Annotated in this window: 13 protein-coding genes; all 13 read right to left on the bottom strand. The window is 31.9% G+C overall.

Features of this window, described 5'->3' with window-relative positions; genetic code table 11:
* Nucleotides 1–298: 298 nt before the first annotated feature.
* The 13 genes from J3359_RS15620 to J3359_RS15560 all read right to left on the bottom strand — a co-directional run bounded on the left by J3359_RS15620 (nt 299) and on the right by J3359_RS15560 (nt 23,625).
* Nucleotides 299–2,503 (bottom strand): GH92 family glycosyl hydrolase, encoded by a 2,205-nt coding sequence (locus J3359_RS15620; RefSeq protein ID WP_243766027.1) that lies wholly within the window; start codon nt 2,501–2,503, stop codon nt 299–301.
* Between the two features lie 92 nt (nt 2,504–2,595).
* Nucleotides 2,596–4,092, bottom strand: a complete 1,497-nt coding sequence (locus J3359_RS15615; RefSeq protein ID WP_243765943.1) for an alpha-L-fucosidase — start codon at nt 4,090–4,092, stop codon at nt 2,596–2,598.
* A 69-nt stretch (nt 4,093–4,161) separates the two neighbouring features.
* A complete protein-coding gene (locus tag J3359_RS15610) occupies nt 4,162–5,487 on the bottom strand; it encodes an alpha-L-fucosidase (RefSeq protein ID WP_208077929.1) in 1,326 nt (441 codons plus the stop codon).
* A gap of 10 nt (nt 5,488–5,497) precedes the next feature.
* Nucleotides 5,498–7,612 (bottom strand): FN3 associated domain-containing protein, encoded by a 2,115-nt coding sequence (locus J3359_RS15605; protein WP_208077928.1) that lies wholly within the window; start codon nt 7,610–7,612, stop codon nt 5,498–5,500.
* A gap of 11 nt (nt 7,613–7,623) precedes the next feature.
* Entirely contained in the window at nt 7,624–8,430 is an 807-nt protein-coding gene (locus J3359_RS15600) for a chitobiase/beta-hexosaminidase C-terminal domain-containing protein (protein ID WP_208077927.1), read from the bottom strand.
* A complete protein-coding gene (locus J3359_RS15595; RefSeq protein WP_208077926.1) occupies nt 8,427–9,470 on the bottom strand; it encodes an NHL repeat-containing protein in 1,044 nt (347 codons plus the stop codon). The genes J3359_RS15600 and J3359_RS15595 overlap by 4 nt, the downstream gene beginning before the upstream one ends.
* 3 nt (nt 9,471–9,473) lie before the next feature.
* Complete coding sequence (locus J3359_RS15590; RefSeq protein WP_208077925.1) at nt 9,474–10,931, bottom strand: DUF1501 domain-containing protein; 1,458 nt, start codon at nt 10,929–10,931, stop codon at nt 9,474–9,476.
* Nucleotides 10,932–10,935: 4 nt separating this feature from the next.
* Nucleotides 10,936–13,296, bottom strand: a complete 2,361-nt coding sequence (locus J3359_RS15585; protein ID WP_208077923.1) for a PSD1 and planctomycete cytochrome C domain-containing protein — start codon at nt 13,294–13,296, stop codon at nt 10,936–10,938.
* A 211-nt stretch (nt 13,297–13,507) separates the two neighbouring features.
* On the bottom strand, nt 13,508–15,829 hold the full coding sequence (locus J3359_RS15580; protein ID WP_208077921.1) for a glycoside hydrolase family 20 protein: 2,322 nt from the start codon (nt 15,827–15,829) through the stop codon (nt 13,508–13,510).
* A gap of 16 nt (nt 15,830–15,845) precedes the next feature.
* Nucleotides 15,846–18,992, bottom strand: coding sequence for a beta-galactosidase, LacZ type (gene lacZ, locus J3359_RS15575; protein ID WP_208077919.1), 3,147 nt, complete (start codon nt 18,990–18,992; stop codon nt 15,846–15,848).
* 15 nt (nt 18,993–19,007) lie between these two features.
* A complete protein-coding gene (locus J3359_RS15570) occupies nt 19,008–21,242 on the bottom strand; it encodes a GH92 family glycosyl hydrolase (protein WP_208077916.1) in 2,235 nt (744 codons plus the stop codon).
* Between the two features lie 2 nt (nt 21,243–21,244).
* Nucleotides 21,245–22,366, bottom strand: coding sequence for a putative glycoside hydrolase (locus J3359_RS15565; RefSeq protein ID WP_208077914.1), 1,122 nt, complete (start codon nt 22,364–22,366; stop codon nt 21,245–21,247).
* Between the two features lie 116 nt (nt 22,367–22,482).
* Entirely contained in the window at nt 22,483–23,625 is a 1,143-nt protein-coding gene (locus J3359_RS15560; RefSeq protein ID WP_208077912.1) for a glycoside hydrolase family 18 protein, read from the bottom strand.
* Between the last annotated feature and the right edge of the window lie 4 nt (nt 23,626–23,629).

The raw sequence follows: 23,629 nt of genomic DNA, 5'->3' as shown, positions 1-23,629 counted from the left end.
TGTGGATATTTAGATGCTAAATTATTTTACTCTTTAATATCGTATTTTAAATGATATAATTGAGGTTCTGTTTGAAAACCCGCCTTAAATTAATAAATGTAACTTTTCGACTTGAGATTTCCAATCAATTTTCAACAATAAATTTTCCGTCTGCTAATTTGGGGCTTTAACTTATAAATTCCTTTTGACTCTTGAAGATATTTTGAGAAACCAATGTTGTTTCTGCTAAAAACAAAGAAGTATTTTGTATAAAATTTCTACGCTTCATATTTTATAACTTTTTAAATTGAAAAGTATATTATTTTAATATAATTTTTAAAGTTTTCCCGTTTACTAATTTATCGTGAGAAATAAAGTAACTTCTATATTTTTTCCCATTCATATAAATACTTTGTATATGCTTCTTATTATTTTTATTTTCTGAGGCATTTGAAGTAATTACTAACGTATCGTTTTTATAATAACGATTATCTAAATGAATGGTAACTTTGTCGAAAACAGGGCTCGTAATTGCATATAATGGTTCTGCTGGCGAACTTGGGTAAATACCCATCATGCTATAAATTAACCATGCAGACATGGTTCCTGTATCGTCGTTTCCTGGTAAACCTGCTGGTTTATTGGTAAAGTATTCTTTAATTAATGATGAAACTCGGTCTTGTGTTTTCCATTCGTATCCTTTGGCATAATTATACAAATACGGATAAATAATATCTGGTTCGTTCGCCATATCGAATTGTTTGTTGTCGAAAACCTTGTCCAATTGTTTTACGAACGATTTTTTACCTCCCATAAGTCTCATCAACTCTTTAACATCGTGTGAAACCATAAAAGTATATTGCCAAGAATTTCCTTCAATAAATCCTAAATTCTTTTCAAAATTTGCTCCAGTATTTGGGTTGAATGGTGTAAACCAAGAACCATCATAGTTTTTTGGTCTTAATAAATTAAACTCCTTATCAAACAAATTTCGATAAGATGTGGAGCGTTTTGAGAACACTTTATAATCGTCTGTTTTTCCTAATTCTTTAGCTAATTGCGCAATTGCAAAGTCAGTAATATTATATTCTTGGGTTGTGGAAACCGAACCACTTTTGGTGGTAGTTGTCGTTAAATATCCTTTTTGTAAATAATCTTTAATTCCTGGACGAAGTGGATTATTTTCTAATTGAGTCGCACTTTTTCGCATGGCTTCGTACGCTTTTTTAACATCGAAATCTTTAATTCCTCGTAAATAGGTATCTGCTAAAATAATTCCTGCAGGATCGCCAACCATAGTTGTGGTTTCTGTAGCATTTAATTCCCATTTTGGTAACCAACCACTTTCATCATATATATTTAACATGCTTTTTACCATATCCGATTGTTGTTTCGGATAAATTAAAGACATTAAAGAATGTAAACTTCTATAGGTATCCCAAAGAGAAAATACTGTAAATCGTTTACCTTTAGTGGTTTTTGTTTCCCTTTTTGTCATACTTGGGTACTCTCCATTGTAATCGTTTAAGGTATTCGGATGAATTAAAGTATGATACAAAGCCGTGTAAAAAATAGTTTTATCGTCTTTTGTTCCTCCTTCTACTTCAATTTTTGATAACAAATTATTCCATTGAGCGTTTGTGCTTTTATTAATTTCATCAAAAGAAAAATTCTGAGTTTCCTTTTTTAAATTTTCTCTGGCATTTGCTATACTAATATAAGACACACCAATTTTAACTTCTACTGTTGTCGGTTTTTTAAAGTGATAGGTAAAATAACTTCCAATACTGTCTCCAAGAACTTCTTTTTTGTAGTTTTTATACAAACGTGTTTTTCCATTATAGCCCATCCATTGTCCTTCTAAACCATTTTGTTTTTTAGGTTTTTTCCAAACTCCAGTTTCATCTGCAGGTTTGCTAAATTTGGCTACAAAATAAACTGGATACGATTCTTCTGGTTTATAGTAACAAAAAGAACCTACATTTCGAATGCCTTCAACTTCAGTATCCGAAACAATTTTTAGCATCCCTCCTTCTTCATTTGTTAAACCAACACCCAAATTGATTAATATATTCGACTGACCTTGTGGAAAATGATATTTAGAAATTCCTGTTCTTATAGAAGCTGTAGATTCAACTTTTATATTGTATTTATCAATTGTGTTACTGTAATAGCCAGCTTTTGCAACTTCATTTGAATATGTAGATCCGTATTTTAAATAATCTGTTTCCAATTTTCCTGTGGTTGGCATTGTTAAAATAACGCCTAAATCTGGGCAACCAACACCACTTAAATTCACATGAGAAAAACCTGTTAAAAAAGTATTCTCATAAACATAAGGGTTCGAAAGCCATCTACTATCTTTTTCGTGTGGTAAATTAGGAGCACCAGCAACATTAAAAGGCGACACACTAACCATGCCTCTTGGTGCAATGGCTCCAGGATTTGTTGCCCCATAATTGGAAGTTCCAATAAACGGATTTACATAATCTACTGGTTGTTGAGCGTAACTATTATTCACCATAAAAACTACTGCTATTAAGATAAAACAGCAGTAGTTTACTTGATTTTTAAGATGATTTTCTTTTGGAAAACAGAATTTTTTCATTTTAAATTTTATCGATTTATTTCTTCAATTTTAAATGTCCAAGCATATTTTGACGTTGGTTTTTTTCTTAAAGATCTTGGAATCATAATTTTGAATCCTTCTTTTTGTTGTACCCACTTCAATTTTTTATTAGAACCTAACATACTAATTTTTGTTCCTTTTTTAGGATTGATAGATTTAACTACGATTTCGGATGGCATTCTATCTTCTCCTTCTTCTGCTAAATAAAACAAAAACACATTTCCATCTTTGTTTTGAGTCATACAAATATTGTTCTCTTTAAAGGGCTCAATTGGTTTTGTTCCATAAATTGCAGTATTATTTACATGCATCCAATCGCCAAATTCTTGTAATAAATCGTATGCTCCTTGTTGCCATTCTCCTTCTGGGCTTGGTGCCACATTTAACAATAAGTTTCCGCCTTTTGCAACAACATCTACAAGTGTGTGAATTCCTTTTCTACCACTCATATATTTTGCGTCTGGTGTGTAAGACCATCCTCCTCCAGAAATAATACAAGATTCCCAAGGATAAGGCAATGTTTTTTCTGGAATTCTATTTTCTGGCGTTAAATAGTTTTGATTTTTCCCATGAACGGCTCTATCAACCACAATTAAACCTGGCTGTTTTTTTCTAGCTTTTGCCACTAGTTCGTCCATTTTAATGTCTTGACTAATCATTGTACTCTTGATAAACCCTGTCGAACTTTCTCTTTGCTTATCTTTATAAAAATGATCTAATTCTTTTTGAGAGTTTTTGCTTACCCAACCACCATCTAACCATAAAATATCTACGCTACCATAATCGGTTAATAATTCTAAAATTTGGTTGTGTGTAAAATCTACAAATTTTTGCCATTTTTCTGGATATACAGCAGGGTCGTAATTTACATTTCTTCCTAATGGTGGAAAATAGGGATCCCAATAATTTTCGTTGTTCCAATCTGGTTTAGAGAAATAAGCCCCAATCCACATATCTTCGTTTCTAAAAGCATTAAAAATTTCTTTTGCAATGTTTGCTTTTGGGTTCGTACTAAACGCACATTCTGAATCTGTTACTTTATAATCTGTATATTTAGAGTCGAACATCGAAAACCCATCATGATGTTTTGTTGTAAAAACCATGTATTTCATTCCTGCATATTTCGCTGCTTTTGCCCATTTCTCTGGATCGAATTTTACAGGGTTGAAGGTTTTTTTTAAACCTTCGTATTCTTTTTTATATTCGAAATAATTTTTAGGATTCTCTCCTTTTTTTCTCTCACACCACCCATAATCTTCGGGGCAAAGAGACCAAGACTCCACAATTCCCCATTGGCTATAAGTTCCCCAATGCATTAACAAACCAAACTTTTTATCTTGCCATTGATCTAATTTTTCTAAAACTAAGGGATCTGTTTCTGGAACATATCTCTCATCTTCATAAATAGCCTGAGCCATTAAACCATTTTGCATTAAAACGAACGCTATAATTAATTTTAATGCTCTTTGTCTACTTTTTTTCATCTGTTCTTAATTTATTTTTTTGGAGAAATTCTTTCTTATTAAAGTGTTACCGAATTTTATGAAGGAAATTTAATTGCTTTCTATTACTTGCCCTTTTTCTCTATATAAATCTACTTTTCCGTCTAATAAAACTGCAATTACTGTTACATCTTTATCTTGTACATGCTCAGGCAAATCGATATACAACAATCCTGGAACCTGACTCCAATATTGCTTTCCAACAACTTTTGTTTTTAATTTTGTGCCATTTCCAACGACCCAAGCTCTGTTTACTTTATTTTTTAAACCTTTAATTAATAAAGGTCCATTTGGTTTATTATCAACATATAAATACAAGATTGTACTGTCTTTAGATAAAGCTGTATAACCATTAAAATGCCCAAAAGGAATTCCTGCTCGTGTTCCATAAATGGCAGATTCGTGTTTTTTAGTCCATCTTCCTAAATCTTTTAAAATAGCTACTTGTTCTTTAGGAATGGTTCCATTTGGTTTTGGACCAATATCTAACAACAAATTACCCCCCATACTTATACAGTCGACCAAAATACGAATCAATTGATTTGATGTTTTATAATTTTTATCATTGGGTTGAAAGCCCCAAGAATTATTCATCGTTAAACATAATTCCCAGTAAGGATTGTCGGGTTTTGTAATTGGCACACCTTGCTCTGGCGTTGCATAATCTCCATAACCTTGTAATCGAGAATTAATAATTGTTGTAGGTGTTTTGTCTAATAATAGTTCACGAATTTCTTTGGCTTTCCATTTTTCTGCAGATTGTTCCCAATCGCCATCGAACCAATATAAATCTGGATTATATTTTGTTAACTCTTTTATTTGTCCGAAATTAAATTTGGTAAAAGCTTTCCATTTTTTTGCATCTTCTAAATAACGTTTTTCTTTTCTTGTAAAGTTCGGATAATCTGGATTAGACCAATCTAACAAAGAATAATAGATTCCTAATTTTAAATTTTCTTTACGAACAGCATTTACAAACGGCGTAAGCACATCTCTTTTTGCTGGAGTTTTGTCTACGACATTTAAGTCGCTAAATTTTGTATCCCATAATGCAACTCCATCATGATGTTTTGCTGTAATTACTGTATATTTTGCACCACTTTCTTTAATTAATTTTGCCCAACGTTCTGGATTGTATTTTTTTGCAGTAAAGCCATTTAATTGTTTCATGTAGTTTGAATACGAAAGGTAGTTATTGTAAAACGACCAAGATTCGTCAATTCCATTAACGCTGTATATTCCCCAATGAATAAAAATACCCAACTTCGCATCTTTAAACCATTCTAAACGTTTTTCTTTACTTAATTCCTTTTTTTGAGCAATACTTAAACTGCTTACAAAACAACATACAAATAGTATTATTATCTTTTTTTTCATGCCAATATATTTAATGTATTAAAATTTCATCTACAAAAAGCCAGGCGTTTTTACCAGCACCTTCATGCCATTTTGGAAGTGTTTCGTAATTTTCTACAACGACTCTTATAAATTGTGTTTTCGTGTTTGGTATGTTAACATCGTACATTTTTACAATTGTACCCTCTCCATGTTTTCCTTTTCTGTTAATTTTTAATTCTCCTATTTTTTTAAATCCTATATTTTTATTTACTGAAGAATATACAGTTACTTTTTTGGGGAAAAATATCCAATTAACCGTATTTTCTAAGCAATTTACAGAAATTTTATCTATCTCTTTTATGGTTCCTATATCAATGGTAACATCTATATTATCTCCTATAAAACCTGCCCAGCCTCCATCTTTAAAAGATTTGTCTTCTTGTTTTAAATCGAATAGTTTTGAGCTTCCTGGATACCTGGCGTCTGGCGGACTTACCAATTGATAATTTTCAACTTTATGTTTTATCTTAAAAAATTCTTTTTCAACGATATCGCTCGGCAACCAGCCTTTTTTAAATCCTCTTAATTTTAAATGTGCAGCGTTTTTTAAAACTATTTTATCGGTATATTTTAAAGAAGTGGAATCTGGTTCGGAACCATCAAGCGTATAATATGTTTTTACATTTTTAATTTTAGAAGCTAATTTAACAGTAAGCGTGTTTACAAAAAGGTTTTTATCAGTAAGAAATGTTGGAGATTCTAGTTTGGTAATTTCCACAAATCCGTCTGCGACACCTGCATGTAAGTCTGTTTTATATTCGAATTCTAATTTAGCGATAAAGTCTTTTTCTACATCAGTTTCCCAAATGTAAATATCTTCTGGAACTACGTGTTTTAAAAAAACATCTAAGCCTTTATTTGTTATTTTTGTGTTGTATAAATTTAATACTTTAAGTCTTTTTGAATTGTGAAAATTCGCCAACGATTTATTTGTAATTTTTGTATTATTTAAAGATAATTTCTGAAGATTCTTAAACTCCTTTAAATCTGAAACCATAGCATCTGTCAAAAAAGTATTACTTAAATCTAACTCAATAATTTGTTCTCTAAGGTTATTTAATGTTTTTAAAGCATCTATTGTAATTTTCTCTTTTTGAAACTTAACACTAAGTTCTGGCTGATTTGGCACTAATTTTAACACTGAAAAACCGACTTCTTTAGCTTCATTAATAGTGCTTACAGAAGCTTCTTTAATTTTAACTTTCTCAAAAACAAGATACTTTGTAAGCATTTTATTTAAAGTATCATTTTTAGGTAAGTTCGCTATTTTTTCATTAAAATACGCTTGATTATTTATCCAGTATTCTACAAGCCTCACTTCCTCTTTTGTCAATTGGGGTTTTCCTTCTGGTGGCATATGTTTTTTATCTGAAATTGGTAAAAACAAGCTCGTGTAAATTAAACTATTGCTCGCATTTCCTTTTTCGATAACAGAGCCGTTTTTGCCTCCTTTTAAAATATTTTCTGATGAATTTAAAGCCAATTCACCTTTTCTTTTTGTGGGGTTATGGCATTGAATACATTTTTCGTCCAATATTTTAAAAACAACATCTTCATAAATATCTAAGCTATCAATCTCTTTTATAACCTTTGCTTTTGGAGGAGCCTTTGCATATTGCGTTAAAAAATCGCTTCCGTGTGTTAATACACTTCCATAATGTCCCGCAAAACTTATCACTATAAATGTGATAATAAAAGCTGGAAAAAAAAGTCTTGAAGATTTTTTATTTTCAACTTTACTGAATAGAAAAAGACCAATAATTAAAATTGCTGAAACAACTCCTAACCATAAATGTGTATCTAAAGTATCTTTGTCATAACCGCCTTCAAAAGATAAAAAATAGCCTAAATAACATGCTAAAACTGCAAAAAAGGCCGAAAACCCAAGTGCATATTGTACTGTTTGTTTTGGATAATTATTGTTTATTCTTCCAACAATATCAATAAATAGCGTTAAAATTAATGCGCCAATTGGCAAGTGTAAAATTAATGGATGAAATCTTCCTAAAAACAAAACAAATCTTGAAGATTCAATAATACTAACAATTACAACCGTTAGTATTAATGTAAAAACCAAAATATTTTTTGTACTTAAAAATCTCATCTAATAAGCGCTTATTTTAAAATCCATTCATCCATAAAAAGCCAACCTTTTGTACCTTTTCCTTCATGCCAATCTGGAATTGAAGCTGTATTTCTCACTTCTACTCGTAAAAACTTAATGTCTTCATTTATTTCAATATCTGCATATTCTATAGAAATTGACGATACTTTTTCTAAAGGTTGAATTTCAATCGTTTTATTTTTAAAATGAATACCATCTTTCGAGGTTTCAACTTTAATCCTTTCAGGAGGAAAAATCCAAGATCCTGGGTCTTTTAAATACCCGATATTTAGTGATTTTACAAATGTTACATTTTTTAAAGTCAAGCTTGCTTTTGCAATCGTATCAAACCCTAACCATTGTTCGTCTTTAAAATCTATACCTGCTTTTTGGTTGTTATTTAAGGTTGATAAACCAACTCCTTTGTATTTTTTACTTGGTTTTGTATCCCAAACGATTTTTTCAATTGGAAATCCTCTTTTGTAAAATACTTTTTCTACAATTTTACTTGGTTTCCAATCTGTGTGATAGGCTTTAAATTTATAAACACCTGGTTTAAAAACTTTTATTGGCTTGGTATATGCTGTAGATTTTTCAGTTGGGTTCTCTCCATTATCTGTATAATATATTTTGGCTCCTTCTAATTTTAAATTGGCAGTAAGTATTGCTACAGAATCTATGAATTGATTGGTTGCAACTAATCTCGGTTGCGTAATACGAACCTGATTTTCTTGTAAAAAGGAAGTTTCTTTATTCTTTTTACAATTTAAAAGCAATAACGCTAAAATAAATACAAATACAAATACTCTTAGCCTCATACTCTTGTTAGCTTTATGGGATAGGTTTGCCCAGAATTCCATTGCGCTACATAGATATTTTCATCATTATCTATACACACATCATGTGGATATTGAAACAATCGTATCGTTTGATATAATTCTTCTAAATTGCTATTGTTATAAGTTGGTGCAGTTGCTCCAGGACAAGAAACAACTTGGTTATTTTCGTCCATAATCAATAAAAAACCAGAATCGCTATTGGGTGCTTTTTTCGATTTTAAAACTGCAAAATAAATATCACTTTTATGAATTACTGGTCTGCAAATTAATGCGCCTGGAACTTCGATTGATGATATATATTTTCCATCTAAACTAAACCTCTTTAACACATTCATTTCTCTTGCAGAAATTAAAAGTGAAGGGTTGTTTTTATCTCTATTATCATAACAAATTCCATGTGCATTTAAAAATTGAGAATCGCCTGTTCCTTTTCCTCCAAAGATATTTTGTAATTCTCCTTTGTGGTTGTAATGTGTTATATATTGATTTCCATAACCATCTGCCACATAAAAATCGCCATTTTCTAAAACCGTAGTTTCTGTAGGTTTAAATTCTTCTTTGCTTTTATATTTTCTTGTTTCTGCTGGATAATCGACCTCAAAAACGACTTTACCATTAATGGTAGTTTTTATAATTTGGTGTCTTTCATAATCTGTAATCAACAAAAAATCTTCGCCATTTTCTTTACATAAAGTCAAACCATGTCCTCCTGGATATTGTGTTCCCCAAGTTTCGAGCAATTTTCCAGATTTATCATAAATAATAATATTGTTTTTGGTATGATTTGTTAATAAAACAATACGCCCTTTAGAATCTTGCACAATTTCATGACAATCTTTTACAGGTGTTTTTAGAGGATCTAAATTTCCCCAATTCATATTCACTTTATATTGATGAGAATTGTGCCCAATAACAACATCTTTTTCATTATTAGAATGCAAAGCATTGCTATACATTGGCGCAAATAAAATGCCTAATGAAGCACAGGAAGATTGTTTTAAAAATGCTCTTCGACTCATAAATTAGGTTAAAATATCGTTAATAACGTGCCCAGAAACATCTGTTAATCTGAAGCGTCTTCCTTGGTGTTTGTATGTAAACTTGGTGTGATCTATTCCCATTTGATTCATAATTGTTGCTTGTAAATCGTGTACATGCATTGGGTCTTTTACAATATTGTAACCAAACTCATCTGTTTCTCCATAAGTAAAACCTGGCTTTACACCTCCACCAGCCATAAACATGGTAAAGCATTTTGGATGATGATCTCTACCATAATTAGTGTCTGTTAGCGTACCTTGGCTGTAATTTGTTCGTCCGAATTCGCCACCCCAAACCACAAGTGTATCTTCTAATAATCCTCTTTGTTTTAAATCTAAAATTAAAGCTGCTGTTGCCTGATCGATATCTTTGGCTTGCTTTTCTATTTGTGAAGGTAAATCGAAATGTTGGTCCCATCCCATATGATACAATTGTACAAAACGAACGTCTTTTTCCGCCAAACGTCTTGCCAACAAACAATTCGCTGCATACGTTCCTGGTGTTTTAGAATCGGCTCCATACATTTTAATGATATGCTCTGGCTCATCATCTACATTCATAGTTGATGGCACAGAAGTTTGCATGCGATATGCCATTTCATATTGCGCAATTCTACTATTTATTTCTGGATCGCCAAACTCTTGTTCTTGTTTATAATTCAATTCACTAATGTAATCCAACATTTTTCTACGCTCACCACGTGTCATTCCTTCTGGATCTTTTAGATATAAAACAGGATCTTTTCCAGATCTAAATTGAACTCCTTGATGTAACGAACTTAAAAAACCATTTCCCCATAAACGCGAATACAAAGGTTGAGAAAAAGGACGACCTGTTCCTCTGGATAATAAAACCGTAAATGCTGGTAAATTTTCATTTAAACTTCCCAATCCGTAACTCATCCACGACCCCATACTTGGTCTTCCTGCTTGTTGCGAACCTGTTTGAAAAAATGTTATTGCTGGATCGTGATTGATTGCTTCTGTATGCATCGATTTAACGAAACAAAGTTCGTCTACAATTTTTGCTGTATAAGGCATTAAATTGCTAACCCAAGCCCGAGATTCTCCATGTTGTTTGAATTTAAAGTTACTTCCAACTAATGGAAAACTATCTTGCCCAGAAGTCATGCCTGTTAAACGTTGTCCATTTCTAACGGATTCTGGCAAATCTTTACCTCTCATTTTATTCAATAAAGGTTTATAATCGAAAAGTTCTAATTGCGATGGACCTCCACTTTGAAAAAGATAGATAATACGTTTTGCTTTTGGGGCAAAATGAGGCAAGTTCAAGCCTAAAGAATCTAATTGTTCTTTTCCTGAAAAAGCTCCAAAAGGGTTTAATAAGGAAGCTGTTGCTAAACCACCAATTCCAAAACCAAGCTTTTTTAAAAAATGTCTTCTGTTATTATTGATAAAATGTTTGTTTAGTTCTTCCATAATATTATCCTTTAACTATTGCTTCATCAAGATTAAATAATAAACTTGTTAATATTGTAAACGCATAATGTTCTTTATTTGATGAATCTACCTCTGCATTTTTAGCCTTGTTTGAGGTTTTAAAAGCTTCTTTCGAAGATTCTAAATACTCCAATAAACTATCTACTTCATCTTCTTTAGGAGTTCGTGATGTAATGGCTTTAAATATGTTTTTTATTCTATCTAAATCTGTCCACTCTTTATGACTTAATGTTTTTTCCGCTAAATGTTTCGACGCTTCCATCAATTGAGGATCGTTTAACATCACCAAAGCTTGTAATGGAGTACTTGTTTTTTGGCGTTTTACAGAGCATAAGTCTCGTGAAGCAGCATCGAAAGTTATCATAAATGGTGGTGGAACTGTTCGTTTCCAAAACGTATATAAACTTCTTCTGTATTTGCCTTCTCCAGAGTCTATAATATATTTTGTAAGTCCTTGTCCTGAAGTTGTTTCTGCCCACAATCCTTTTGGTTGATAAGGTTTTACACTTGGTCCGCCAATTTTCTCAACTAACAAACCACTTACAGCCAGAGCGTTATCTCTAATCATTTCTGCTGTTAATTTACTTCGAGAACTTCGCGCTAACAATAAATTATTTGGGTCTAATTCCAATAATTCTGATGTTACTTTAGAACTTTGTTGGTATGTGCTGGACATGACCATCATTTTAATCATTTTTTTGGTATCCCAACCTTCTTCTCTAAAAGTAACTGCTAACCAATCTAATAATTCTGGGTGTGTTGGCAATGCTCCTTGGTTTCCAAAATCGTCTACTGTAGAAACAATTCCTGTTCCGAATATTTGTTGCCATATTCTATTGATAGCAACTCTTGCTGTTAAAGGATTTTTATTATTAAAAAGCCACTCTGTTAACCCTAATCTGTCTTTTTGAAATTCATCTGTAAATGGTAAAACTGCTTCTGGAGTTCCTGCATTTACTTCTTCTGTAGGTGCATCGTATTCACCTCTTTTTAAAATAAATGTTTTACGTTTTGGAGCATCGTCTTTCATTACCATAAGATTCAGTTCTGGAATAGAATCTGGTTTGTTTATAAATGCTAACGTTTCTTGAATTTCTTTGTTGGTGATTTTAATGTTTGGTTCTGGAATTTCATCATAATCTATTCTTCCTTTTTCTTTTACTTTATTGAAAAAACTATAAAATCCATAAAATTCTTTTTGGGAAATGGGATCGTATTTATGATCGTGACATCTTGCACATTCCATCGTTAAACCTAACAATGCTGTAGAAGTTGTATTGGTTCTGTCCATTACATATTCTACTCTATATTCTTCATCAATTACCCCACCTTCTTGCGTAATTTTGTGATTTCTATTAAAACCAGTCGCTACAATTTGCTCCATTGTTGCGTTTGGTAACAAATCGCCTGCAACTTGCCATTTTATAAATTTATCATAAGGTAAATTTTTGTTATAAGCATTAATAACCCAATCTCTCCAAGGCCACATTACTCGTTCTAAATCGTCTTGATATCCATGTGTGTCTGCATATCTGGCAACATCTAGCCAATTGGAAGTCATGCGCTCTCCATAGGCTTTCGAAGCTAATAATTTGTCAACTATTTTTTCGTATGCATTCTCTGCATTGTCATTTATAAAATTGTCGATATCTTTAATACTTGGTGGTAATCCTGTAATATCGAAGTACACTTTTCTGATGAGTTTTTCTTTGGTCGCTTTTTCTGAAGGTTGCAATCCTTTTTCTTCCAATTTTTTAAGAATGAAAAAATCTATCTTGTTATTTACCCAATCTGAATTCGTTACTTTTGGAATTTCCGTTTTTACAGGTGGTGTAAATGCCCAATGACCTTTCCAAACGGCACCTTGTTCAATCCATTTAGAAAGTACTGCTTTTTCGTAATCTGTTAAGGTAAGATTAGAGCGAATTGGAGGCATTATTTGTTGCGGATCTTTGGTATTAATTTTGAATACCAATCTACTTGCTTCTGTATTTCCAGGAACAATTGCATGCCTATCTAAATTTGCTCCAATGGCAGCATAAGCTCCTTCTTTTGTATCTAATCTTAAACCTGCTTCACGAGTTCCTTCATCTGGCCCATGACACAAATAACAACGATCTGAAAGGATTGGTTTTACATGAAAAATATAATCGATTGTCTCAGGAAGTTTAAGGTCTCTACTCCCTGATTTTGAGGTATAAATTGTATTATTAGCTTGACTATTTACTGGTAAATAATCGCCATTGTTTTTGCTTATTTTATACTTAATTAACAATACCAAAATAAATGGTATTATAAAGTACAGTGCTAATTTAAATGATTTTACGCCTTTTAACTGGGCCATTACAACAAATTATTAATTAACAGGTAAACTCAGCAGATCTAATTTCAGGTTTAACCTCACAATTTGTAAAATTGCAAGGAAACCTTCTCCCCATAGACAGATTCATGTTTTTTTTTGAATTCTTTACGAGTTCGACTTCAACATATACAAACCTTATGAAATAGCCGAAAAAATTCGACAAATAACAAGCCTATATAGTTAGATAACTAAATTATTCTACGACAATCTCATCTACAAACAACCATGCTCCACCTCCATTTGGTGTTTTTTTAACGCTCTTTGCAATCACTTTTACATACCTCGCTCTCTCACTCTTAAAGTTAATAATAAAATCTTTAATTTCGATATTCGGGCTCACTTTTAACGCTCTATCTATTAAACCCGCTCTTTTAAAATTCTTTCCATCGTTAGATAATAATACTTCTACTTTCGTTGGATAATAGATTCCAGGACCTTGATGATCCATAGCTCCTACACTTACTTTACTAATTTCTGTTGGTGTTTCTAAATCGATAACAACTTCCATATCGTTCCCAATCCAAGCTTGCCATTGGCCATCATGGAAATTTTTAGAACCTCTAATAATATTGGTCATATTTTTTGCTCCTGTACCTTTATAACTATCGCTATATTTTGTTAGATAAGTTACTTTTTTACCAACTGCTTTATGATATTTAAACGTTTTTTTAAATATTTTTCCTACTGGTTTGTCATCCTTAAATACTGATGCTTTTATGGTTGTTGTTTCTTTTAATTCTATTGGTTTTTTGTAAGGAATTGCTTCGTTATCTAATGATACATTATTTAAAACGTAACGAATATCTGAATTAGGAAATTCGTTTTTAAGCGCTATTGAAATTACATTTGTTGTATCATTCACTTGAGTTTCAGTAGAAATGGTATAGGCACTTTTAGCATAATTAATTCCTTGAAAATCGTAACGTGTAAACATCGATTTTAAACGTGGAGTAAACTCCTGCCAACTTCTATTCTTTTTCGAACTCCAAAGCACTTCAGATAATGCTGTTAATCTTGGAAAAATCATATATTCCGATTGCGATGTTGTTGAAATATATTCTGCCCATAAATTGGCTTGCCCTCCCAAAACATGTTTTGCCTGTTCTTTTGTCATAGATTTTACAACAGGGTCAAATTTATACACTTTACTCACTGGAGTATAACCTCCCCAAGCTTTAGGTTCTGTATCCATAGGCCCTTGATAATGGTCGAAATAACAATGTGTTCCTGGGCTCATCACCACATCATGCCCTTGTTTAGATGCTTCTAAACCACCTTTTACACCTCGCCAACTCATAACTGTTGCTCCTGGAGCTAAACCACCTTCTAAAATTTCGTCCCAACCAATTAAAATTCGCCCTTTAGAACTGATAAAACGTTCCATACGTTTTATAAAATAACTTTGTAATTCTTCTACATCATGCAAACCTTCCGTTCTCATTCTTTTTTGACAATCTTTACAGGTTTTCCAATTGGTTTTCGTTGCTTCGTCTCCACCAACATGAATATATTTCGATGGAAATAAATCCATGACTTCCGTTAAAACATCTTGTAAAAATTCGAAAGTTGTATCTTTTCCTGCACAATAAATATCTGTAATTGGCCACAATCCGCCAGAAGGAACAGTTACCGGTTTTTCTAAACAAGAGAATTCTGGATAAGATGCAATTGCACTTGTAACGTGTGCTGGCATTTCTATTTCTGGCACTACATTTACTCCTCTACGTTTTGCATACGCAACAATTTCTTTAATATCTTCTTGTGTGTAGAAACCTCCATAAGTAGCTTTTTCGCCTAATTTTGCAGTGTATCTACCATTCCATGGTTTGTTTTCTTGGTCTACTCTCCAAGCACCTACTTCTGTTAGTTTTGGGTATTTTTTAATTTCTATACGCCATCCTTGATCGTCTACCAAATGTAAATGAAGTGTGTTCATTTTTAAATATGCCAAACGATCTATTGTTTTTAAAACATATTCTTTTTCGAAAAAATGTCTGGAAACATCTAACATTAAACCACGCCATTTAAAACGAGGAGCATCTGTAATCGTAATATTTGGAATTTCCCAAGTTATATTTTTAACAGGTTTATCGCTTTCGATTTCTGCTGGTAATAATTGACGAATTGTTTCAACCCCATATAAAAAACCTGAAAAATTACTCGCTTCAATTTTAATTACATTGTTGTTCACATTTAGTGTATAGGCTTCTTTTTCTAAATCGTTATTTACTATAAATTGAATGTAATTAGAAGAAGGTGCTTCTTTTACAGCTTCTAAATTCCAATTTGTAACGGTTTTAAACTTACTTGCTAAAATTTCTGAAGCTTGCATTTGTTCATCATTATTAATAAAAAATTTTGTGTTTTTATTAAATTCAAAACTTCCTTTTTCTAATTTAAATTCTGCTGGTTTAGGAATTAGCTGAATATCTTCCGAAGTAAAATTTCTGTCTTTTTTGCAAGACACTATTGTAATTACTAAAATTAAAACAATGTATTTATAGGTAAACTTCATTTATATTGTTTTTAAATTATTTTGTTGAAGGTGTTATTTTAAATTTATAGGTATACGATTTTTCTGAAAGCCTGTATTTTTTCATTGGCCATGCCCCCCAACTATCGATACTTCCTAAGCCCATTTGCTTATAATCTAACTGTAAATTTGTTACATCTCTTTCTTTAATATCTGCAGCATTTCTTTGGTCTTTTTTAAGTCCGTCATCTAAATCGGCAGTTAAATAATGAAGCGCAGTTGCTCCAAAAAGTGTATTTGATTGTATTTTAATCGTTGTTGATTTCCCATCCGATAAACTCCACCAACGAACATCTGTTTTATGCCCAGTTTCTTGCGGACGAATGTATGGATAGTATTGCTCTGAAACGGTTTGATTATACACCCCAACTTTAGCACTGTAATTTCTATCGATATAATTTTCGAAAGGACCTCTACCATAATAAGAAATTGAATTAAACTTTTTCGGCAACACCATTTCCATTCCAAATCTTGGTAAAATAGATACTTTTTTTGAGGCATCAATATCTATAGATTGCTCGATATTAATTTCGCCATTGCTATTTATCTCGTATGTTAAAGCTAATTTAGAATGTACTGTTGGCAAGGTATAATTTGCTTTTACAACTACTTTATTATCTGCTGTTGTAGCATAATCCCAATTGGTAAGTTTTGCCTCTTTCATGGGGTTTTTCCATGCTAAAAACTTTTTCTGAAAGCCTGCTCCCATATCATTATCATTGGGTGCTCTCCAAAAATTTGGGTGAATTTGCGTGTTTTCTTTTAATATATTTTGATTGTTAAATGTATATCCAGCAATTAAGCCTGTATTTTTATCGAAAGTAATACTTGTTTTATCGCTTTTAAAAGTAATTTTTGAAGTACCATTTTCAACATTCATTCTGTTAGCACCTTTTACAGAGATATCGTTTTTCCAGCTTCCTTCTAAACTCAATTGTTCTGATGCTATTTTATAACCTTTTGGTAAAAAAGGTTCATCGTTTTTTATATGATAAGTTATATTTACCAAAGCTTCGCTAAATTGTTTTCCTGATAAATTTACAGGTAATTTATACGTTTTAGATGCTTGCGGATTTACCTCTAAATTTTCTATTTTTCCTTTTTGAGAAACCTTACCATCTAATAATAATTCCCATTTTAAAGAAACACTACTTAAATCTTTAAAGAAAAATTCGTTAAAAACTTTTACGGAAACCTTATTTTTATCTGCCCAAGAAGTTAAAATGTTTTGATATACATTCTTTACCTCAAATGCATGCGGGTTTGGTTCTCTTTCTGGATTAAAAACACCATTATTTAAAAAGTTATTATCACTTGGTACATCTTTTGGACCGAAATCGCCACCATAAGCAAAAATTACAGTTCCGTCTTTTCGTTTTTTATAGACAGATTGGTCTATCATATCCCAAATAAAACCACCTTGAAATACTTTGTATTTTCTAATAATATCCCAATAGTCTTTTAAATTACCCATAGAATTTCCCATTGCATGCGCATATTCGCATTGTATAAATGGTTTTTTATAATTGGGGTTTGCTTTTGCATATTCGATCATAGAACTTGGTGGATTATACATAGGTACCACAAGGTCGGAATCCCAATCGAACACTAAATTTTTACCTGCCCAACCACCAACAGAGGCTCTTTCGTATTGCACTGGTCTTGAACTATCTAATTCTTTAATTCTTAAATACGATCTATAAAAATTATAACCATGACCTGCTTCATTTCCCATACTCCAAATTATAATCGAAGGATGGTTTTTATCGCGAATAACCATTCTTTCTACTCGTTGTAAATGTGCCAATTCCCAGTTGGGTTTGTTTGCCAATGTTTGTGTTATATTATACCCCATTCCATGAGATTCTATATTGGCTTCGTCTACAACATAAATTCCGTATTTATCACATAAATCGTAAAAATAAGGGTCATTTGGGTAGTGTGAAGTTCGAACTGCGTTGATATTGAATTCTTTCAACACCTTTATATCTTGCTCCATTCTTTCCTTAGAAATGGTTTGCCCAGTTGTTGGGTCTGTTTCGTGGCGATTTACACCTTTTATATAAATAGGTTGCCCATTTACTAATAATTGTCCGTTTTTAATTTCTGAAGTTCTAAAACCTATTTTCTTCGAAATAAATTCTACGACTTGTCCTCTTTTATCTTTTAGAACAAAATTTACTGTGTAAAGATTCGGAATTTCTGCACTCCAATTTTTGGTGTTTTTTACTGAAAAATTAAAAGTTGATTTTTGCTGTAATTGCTTTTTATTTAATTCTTTTTTATCTATAATTTTATCGCCATCTTTTAGTTGAACTTCTAAAGCATATTTATTTTTCTTTTCTAGGTTTGAAATCGATGTTGTAATTTTTAAAGCGCCGTTTTTGTAAGAAGCATCTAAACTTGGTAAGATTTGAAAATCTATTAAATGCGTTTTATTACGAGCATATAAAAACGTTTCTCTGGTAATTCCGCTCATTCTCCAAAAATCTTGACATTCCAAATACGAACCATCATTCCAACGCATTACTTTAAAAACAAAGGTGTTTTTACCAGGTTTTAAAAAATTCGTTACGTTAAATTCTTGCGGTAATTTTCCATCTTCTCCATACCCAACATATTCGCCATTTACCCAAACTGTTAAATTCGATTTTGCTGCACCTACGTGAAGGAAAATCTCTTTTCCTTTCCAATTTTTATCGACATTAATTTCTCTTCTATAAATACCAACGTGATTTTCTTTCGCTGGAACAATTGGTGGATTTTTCTTTAATATTTTATCAAATTCGTAAGAAGTGTTTAGATATACTGGATATCCATAACCATTCACTTCCCAAGTTGCAGGAATTTTAAAATCGTGCCAACTGCGATCATTAAAGGTTATTTTTTGAAAATCTTTTGGTAAATCTGTCGCATTTTCGATCCATTTGAATTTCCAAATTCCGTTTAAATCTAAATAGTTTTTCGATGCTTTCCAATCACCTTTTTTAGCCAATGCTTCATTTTCGAAAACATAATAAGAAGCATGCATCGGCTCTCTATTATCTTCATTTTTATTTTCGTTTAACCAAAAAGGGTTGTCTTGACTAAATCCTTTTATTGAAAAACAGATAACAACTAATAGTAATGTAACTCTTTTGTTCATTTTAAATATTTTTGATTAATAAATTTTTGATGATATTCCTAGGTGATATGTATTATTTTTAGCGGGTTTATTTCCCATTTTAAAAATGAGTTTTCCTCCGTTTGCAATCTCTTTATGGCAAATGTAATTTCGATTTATTCTTTTATTATTCAAGGAAATAGATTGGATATATTTATTTTCTGTTGAATTGTTAATCGCTTCGATTGTAAATTGATTTCCATTTTCTAAATTAATAGTTGCTTTATCGAAAATTGGCGAACCAAAACTATACATTCCTTGTGCTGGGTTTACTGGATAAAAGCCTAAAGAACTTAAAATATACCAAGAAGACATTTGCCCACAATCTTCATTTCCACAATGTCCATTTGGTTCGTTTTTATATTGTGTTTCTAAAATTTCTCTAATGATACTTTGTGTTTTCCAAGGTTTATTTATGTAATTATACAAATACCCCACATGATGACTCGGTTCATTTCCATGCGCATATTGCCCAATCATTCCTGTGCTAAAAATAGGTAATTTATCTTCTGGCAAAGGGTTTAAGGTAAACATAGAATCTAATTTTTGCTCAAATCGTTCTTCTCCACCAATCGATTTTATTAACCCTTCTATATTTTGTGGAACATTCCAAACATATTGCCAAGCATTACTTTCGCAGAAGTAAGGTGTATATTCTTTAGGAATGAATTTTTCGATAAAATTCCCTTTTTTATATTTCGGACGCATAAATGAACTTTGTGCATCATATACATTTCGCCAATTTTCGGAACGCTTTAAAAAATATTGATAATCGTCTTCTTTTCCTAATTTTTTAGCAAATTTCGCAATACACCAATCGTCGTAAGCATATTCTAAGGTTTTAGAAACCGACCAATTTTCATGTTTTACATCAATGGGAACAAAACCTAATTCTTTATAAACATCTATTTGTCGAGCATTATCCATCGCACTTGCTTTGCAGGCTTGGTAAGCTAATTGTGCATCAAAATTAATCCCTTTAAAATAAGCGTCAACGACTACTGGAACTGCGTGATAACCAATCATCATATTGGTTTCGTTTCCTTGCATAGACCAAACTGGTAATAGACCTGTTTCTTTGTAATGTGCCAACATCGATTGTATCATATCCGACACTTTATTTGGGTGTAAAATCGTGTATAATGGATGTGCTGCTCTGTAAGTATCCCATAGAGAAAACGTGTCATACCTATCAAAACCATCTGCATTCATAATGGTATCGTTTGCGCCTTTATAATTTCCGTTTAAATCGCTTAACAAAGTTGGTGCTAACATACTTTGGTATAGCATTGTATAAAAAATATGTTTTTTGGTACTATCTTTTGTTTCTATTTTAATTTTTTGAAGCTGTTTTTCCCAAACATTTTCTGCTGCTTTTCTATATGTTTCGAAATTAAAATGAGGAGCTTCTTTTTCTAATGATAATTTTGCGCCTGCTATATTTCCTGTTGATAATCCTGTTTTTAAGATAATTTCTTCCGCTTTTTCTGTAGTATAATTTAAAATAATTTTGGTGTTTTTTCCTTTTGCTACATCAACAACTAAACTATCATTTTGATATAATTCATACGATTTAAAAGGCTTGGAAACTTCAATTTGAAAATAAACGCGTTGGTCTTTTGCCCAACCTGTAGATTTTCTGTAACCTCTAATAGTCGTATTGTTTACCACTTTTATTTTCGTATCTGTAGGACGATCCCAATTTAAGGCATACCCCAAATCGATATGAATTTGCGACAACGAATCTTTTGGAAACGTATATTTATGAATTCCTGTTCGGTTTGTTGCAGTAATTGCTACTTTGATATTGTAATCTAATAAATCTACAGCATAATATCCTGGAGAAGCTGTTTCTTTGTCGTGAGAAAAACTCGAAAAAGGTTTAAAATTATTTTCTTTTATTCTTTTAGAGAACTTACTATTGGTTGGCATTACCAAAATATCGTACAAATCTCCAGCACCTGTTCCTGTTAAATGCATATGCGAAAAACCAGAAATTATGGAATCTTGGTAGTAATACCCTGCAATTCTATCCCATCCTGGAATACCTATATCTGGGCTCAATTGTACCATTCCAAAAGGCATTGTTGCTCCTGGATATGTGTTTCCAGGACCATCTGTACCAATAAACGGATTTACAAAACTCGTTAGTTTTACAGCATTTTTTTCTTCTTTGGTACAATTAAAAAAAAGTACTAATAGGATGGTAAGAAAAAAGCTTTGTTTTTGCATAACTATTTAGAAAATAACGCTTTTGTTTCTCTAATTGTTTTTAAGTATTCGTCCGTTAATTGTGGTCCATCAAAAAATGTTACTCCTTTTGCACCATTTTCTTTCGCCAACAAAATGGCTTCTTTTAACTCTTCGTTAGAGGTAAAAGGAGGTAAATAAACACCTGTATTTACACCTACATCTTTCCCTTTTAAATCGGTAACTCCTTGTTTGGTTGCATATCCAATCCAGTCGATTTCTTCGTTATAAAACCCGTGATAAATCATTGGATATACCTCGTCTATATTCCATTTATCCCATCTTTGACGCACCATGTGATCTGCCATTTCTGGGTAAGGAAATACAGCTGCTGTTAATTTTTTATTGTTACTATGTACAATTTTATAAGCATCGTCTACCAAAGCTTTTATGGCATTTAAGCGAAAATTTTTCCATTCCATATCAATCGCAGTATTTTTGCTTTCTCTTGGGTTTTTATGATGTATTTTCTCAAAAGCATTTACACATGCATCACAATAGCAAAAATCGTACTCTGCCATTTCTGTATCTTGCACTAAATTGTATTTTGGTAACAATCCAATAGGTAAAAAAATGTCTGGAAAACGAATATAATCTAAATGAACACTTTCAATTCCTTCTACCTTCGATAATCCTTCTACCAAACCTAAAATATGATTTCTTGATGCTTCTCTTGTTGGACACAACCATTGGTAATAATCCACATAAGGCCTAGTATCGAAACAAGATTTTCCTTCGCGACTTACTTGATACCATTCTGGGTGTTTTAATGCAACTGTATCTCCAGGACGGTTTACAGCCATAATCCACGCATGAACTTTTAAACCTTCTTTGGTTGCAATTGGCACTAAACGTTCCAATTCTTTTGGATCTGTATTTGTATTTATTAAAATCTCGTCAATACCACCATCTTTGTATTTTTTAAATTCTGCTGCATACTCTGCATTTTTCTTTTCTTTTTTGGAAGTAATCCAAACACCGAAATCAAATGCTAATTTTTTCTCGTTTACACGCTCTTTATTGTGGTAGTTTTTTTCTTGTTTTTGACTACATGCAATCGCACAAGAAAGCAATGCAAAGCCTAAAATTATATGTATTATTTTCATTTTAATTAGTTTTTTGTTAGCAGTTAAATTTTCATCTACTCTAATTTATTATTTTTATAGGTCGGTTGTAATTCGTTAATAATAATATCTATTGGTATTTAGGTTCTCATAATTGTTTATTTCATATTTTTAGAAAGTGCATTTAATAATTCTTGATCTTTATCCAAACTATATTCCCAAAACATAGCGCCTCCTAAGCCTTTTTCTTTAATGAATTCTGTTTTTAATTTTATTTCTTTAGGTGTTTCCCACGATATAAAAACACTATCGATAGCATTCCATAAATAGGAAGCTTTCGCAGAATTATCGTAACCTTTCTTAAAATTACCAGATTTTATTTTTTTGATGATATCCCAATATGGCACAATAACTCCAGTAGTCATCGCGGTTTGGTACAACCCATCTTTGTTCAAGCTTACTTTACTCCATTGCCTGCCATAAAACGGAATTCCCATAACCAATTTATTAGCAGGTACTCCAGCTTTTATATGTCTATTTATTGCTTCCTGCCCACTATTACCTTTAAATTTTTCTTTTTCTGAAGGATACAAATTAGCATGATGCCCTGTTTGATAAAACCAGCCATTGTAAAAGTCATAACACATTACATTTATAAAGTCTAGGTATTCCTGAGCTTTTGCCAAATCAGTATTATCAATATACGCTTGGTCTGCGCCTGAAGCTATTGTTAGTAAATAATGGGTTTTATCTGCTATTGCTGCTTTTTCTAAATGTTTTCTAATTTCTGCTAAAAGTAAAGTAAAATTTTCTTTATCTGAAGGTCTAAATGCATTATCCTCTGCACGTTGTCCAGGGAATTCCCAATCTAAATCCACACCATCAAACCCGTATTTTTTCATAAGTTGCACACTACTTTTAGCAAATTTTTCTCTTGCTTCTGGATAAGCTGCTATATGCGAAAATTTATCAGACCAAGTCCATCCGCCAATAGAATACAAAACTTTCAAATTAGGATTTACTTTTTTTAACGCTATTAATTTGGAAATCTTTATAGCATCTATGTCTAGCTCAAATTTTGGCTTCCCTTCAACGATATTGGCAAATGCATAATTTATATGTGTTAGTTTTGTTGCATCAACTTTTGCTATATCATAATTTTCATAACCCGCCACATATCCAATTATTTTTAAATCTTCAGTATGCTTATTATCGGTTTTAACTTGTTTTGTACAGTTAACAAAAAGCAATATTAAACCTATAAAAACAATTAATTTTATTGACAAAAAGGTTGCTCTCATTTGA

The organism is Polaribacter cellanae, assembly GCF_017569185.1.
Taxonomy (GTDB): Bacteria; Bacteroidota; Bacteroidia; order Flavobacteriales; family Flavobacteriaceae; genus Polaribacter; species Polaribacter cellanae.
Note: the sequence above shows the minus strand (reverse complement) of the source record. Positions and strands in the feature narration are given on the sequence as shown.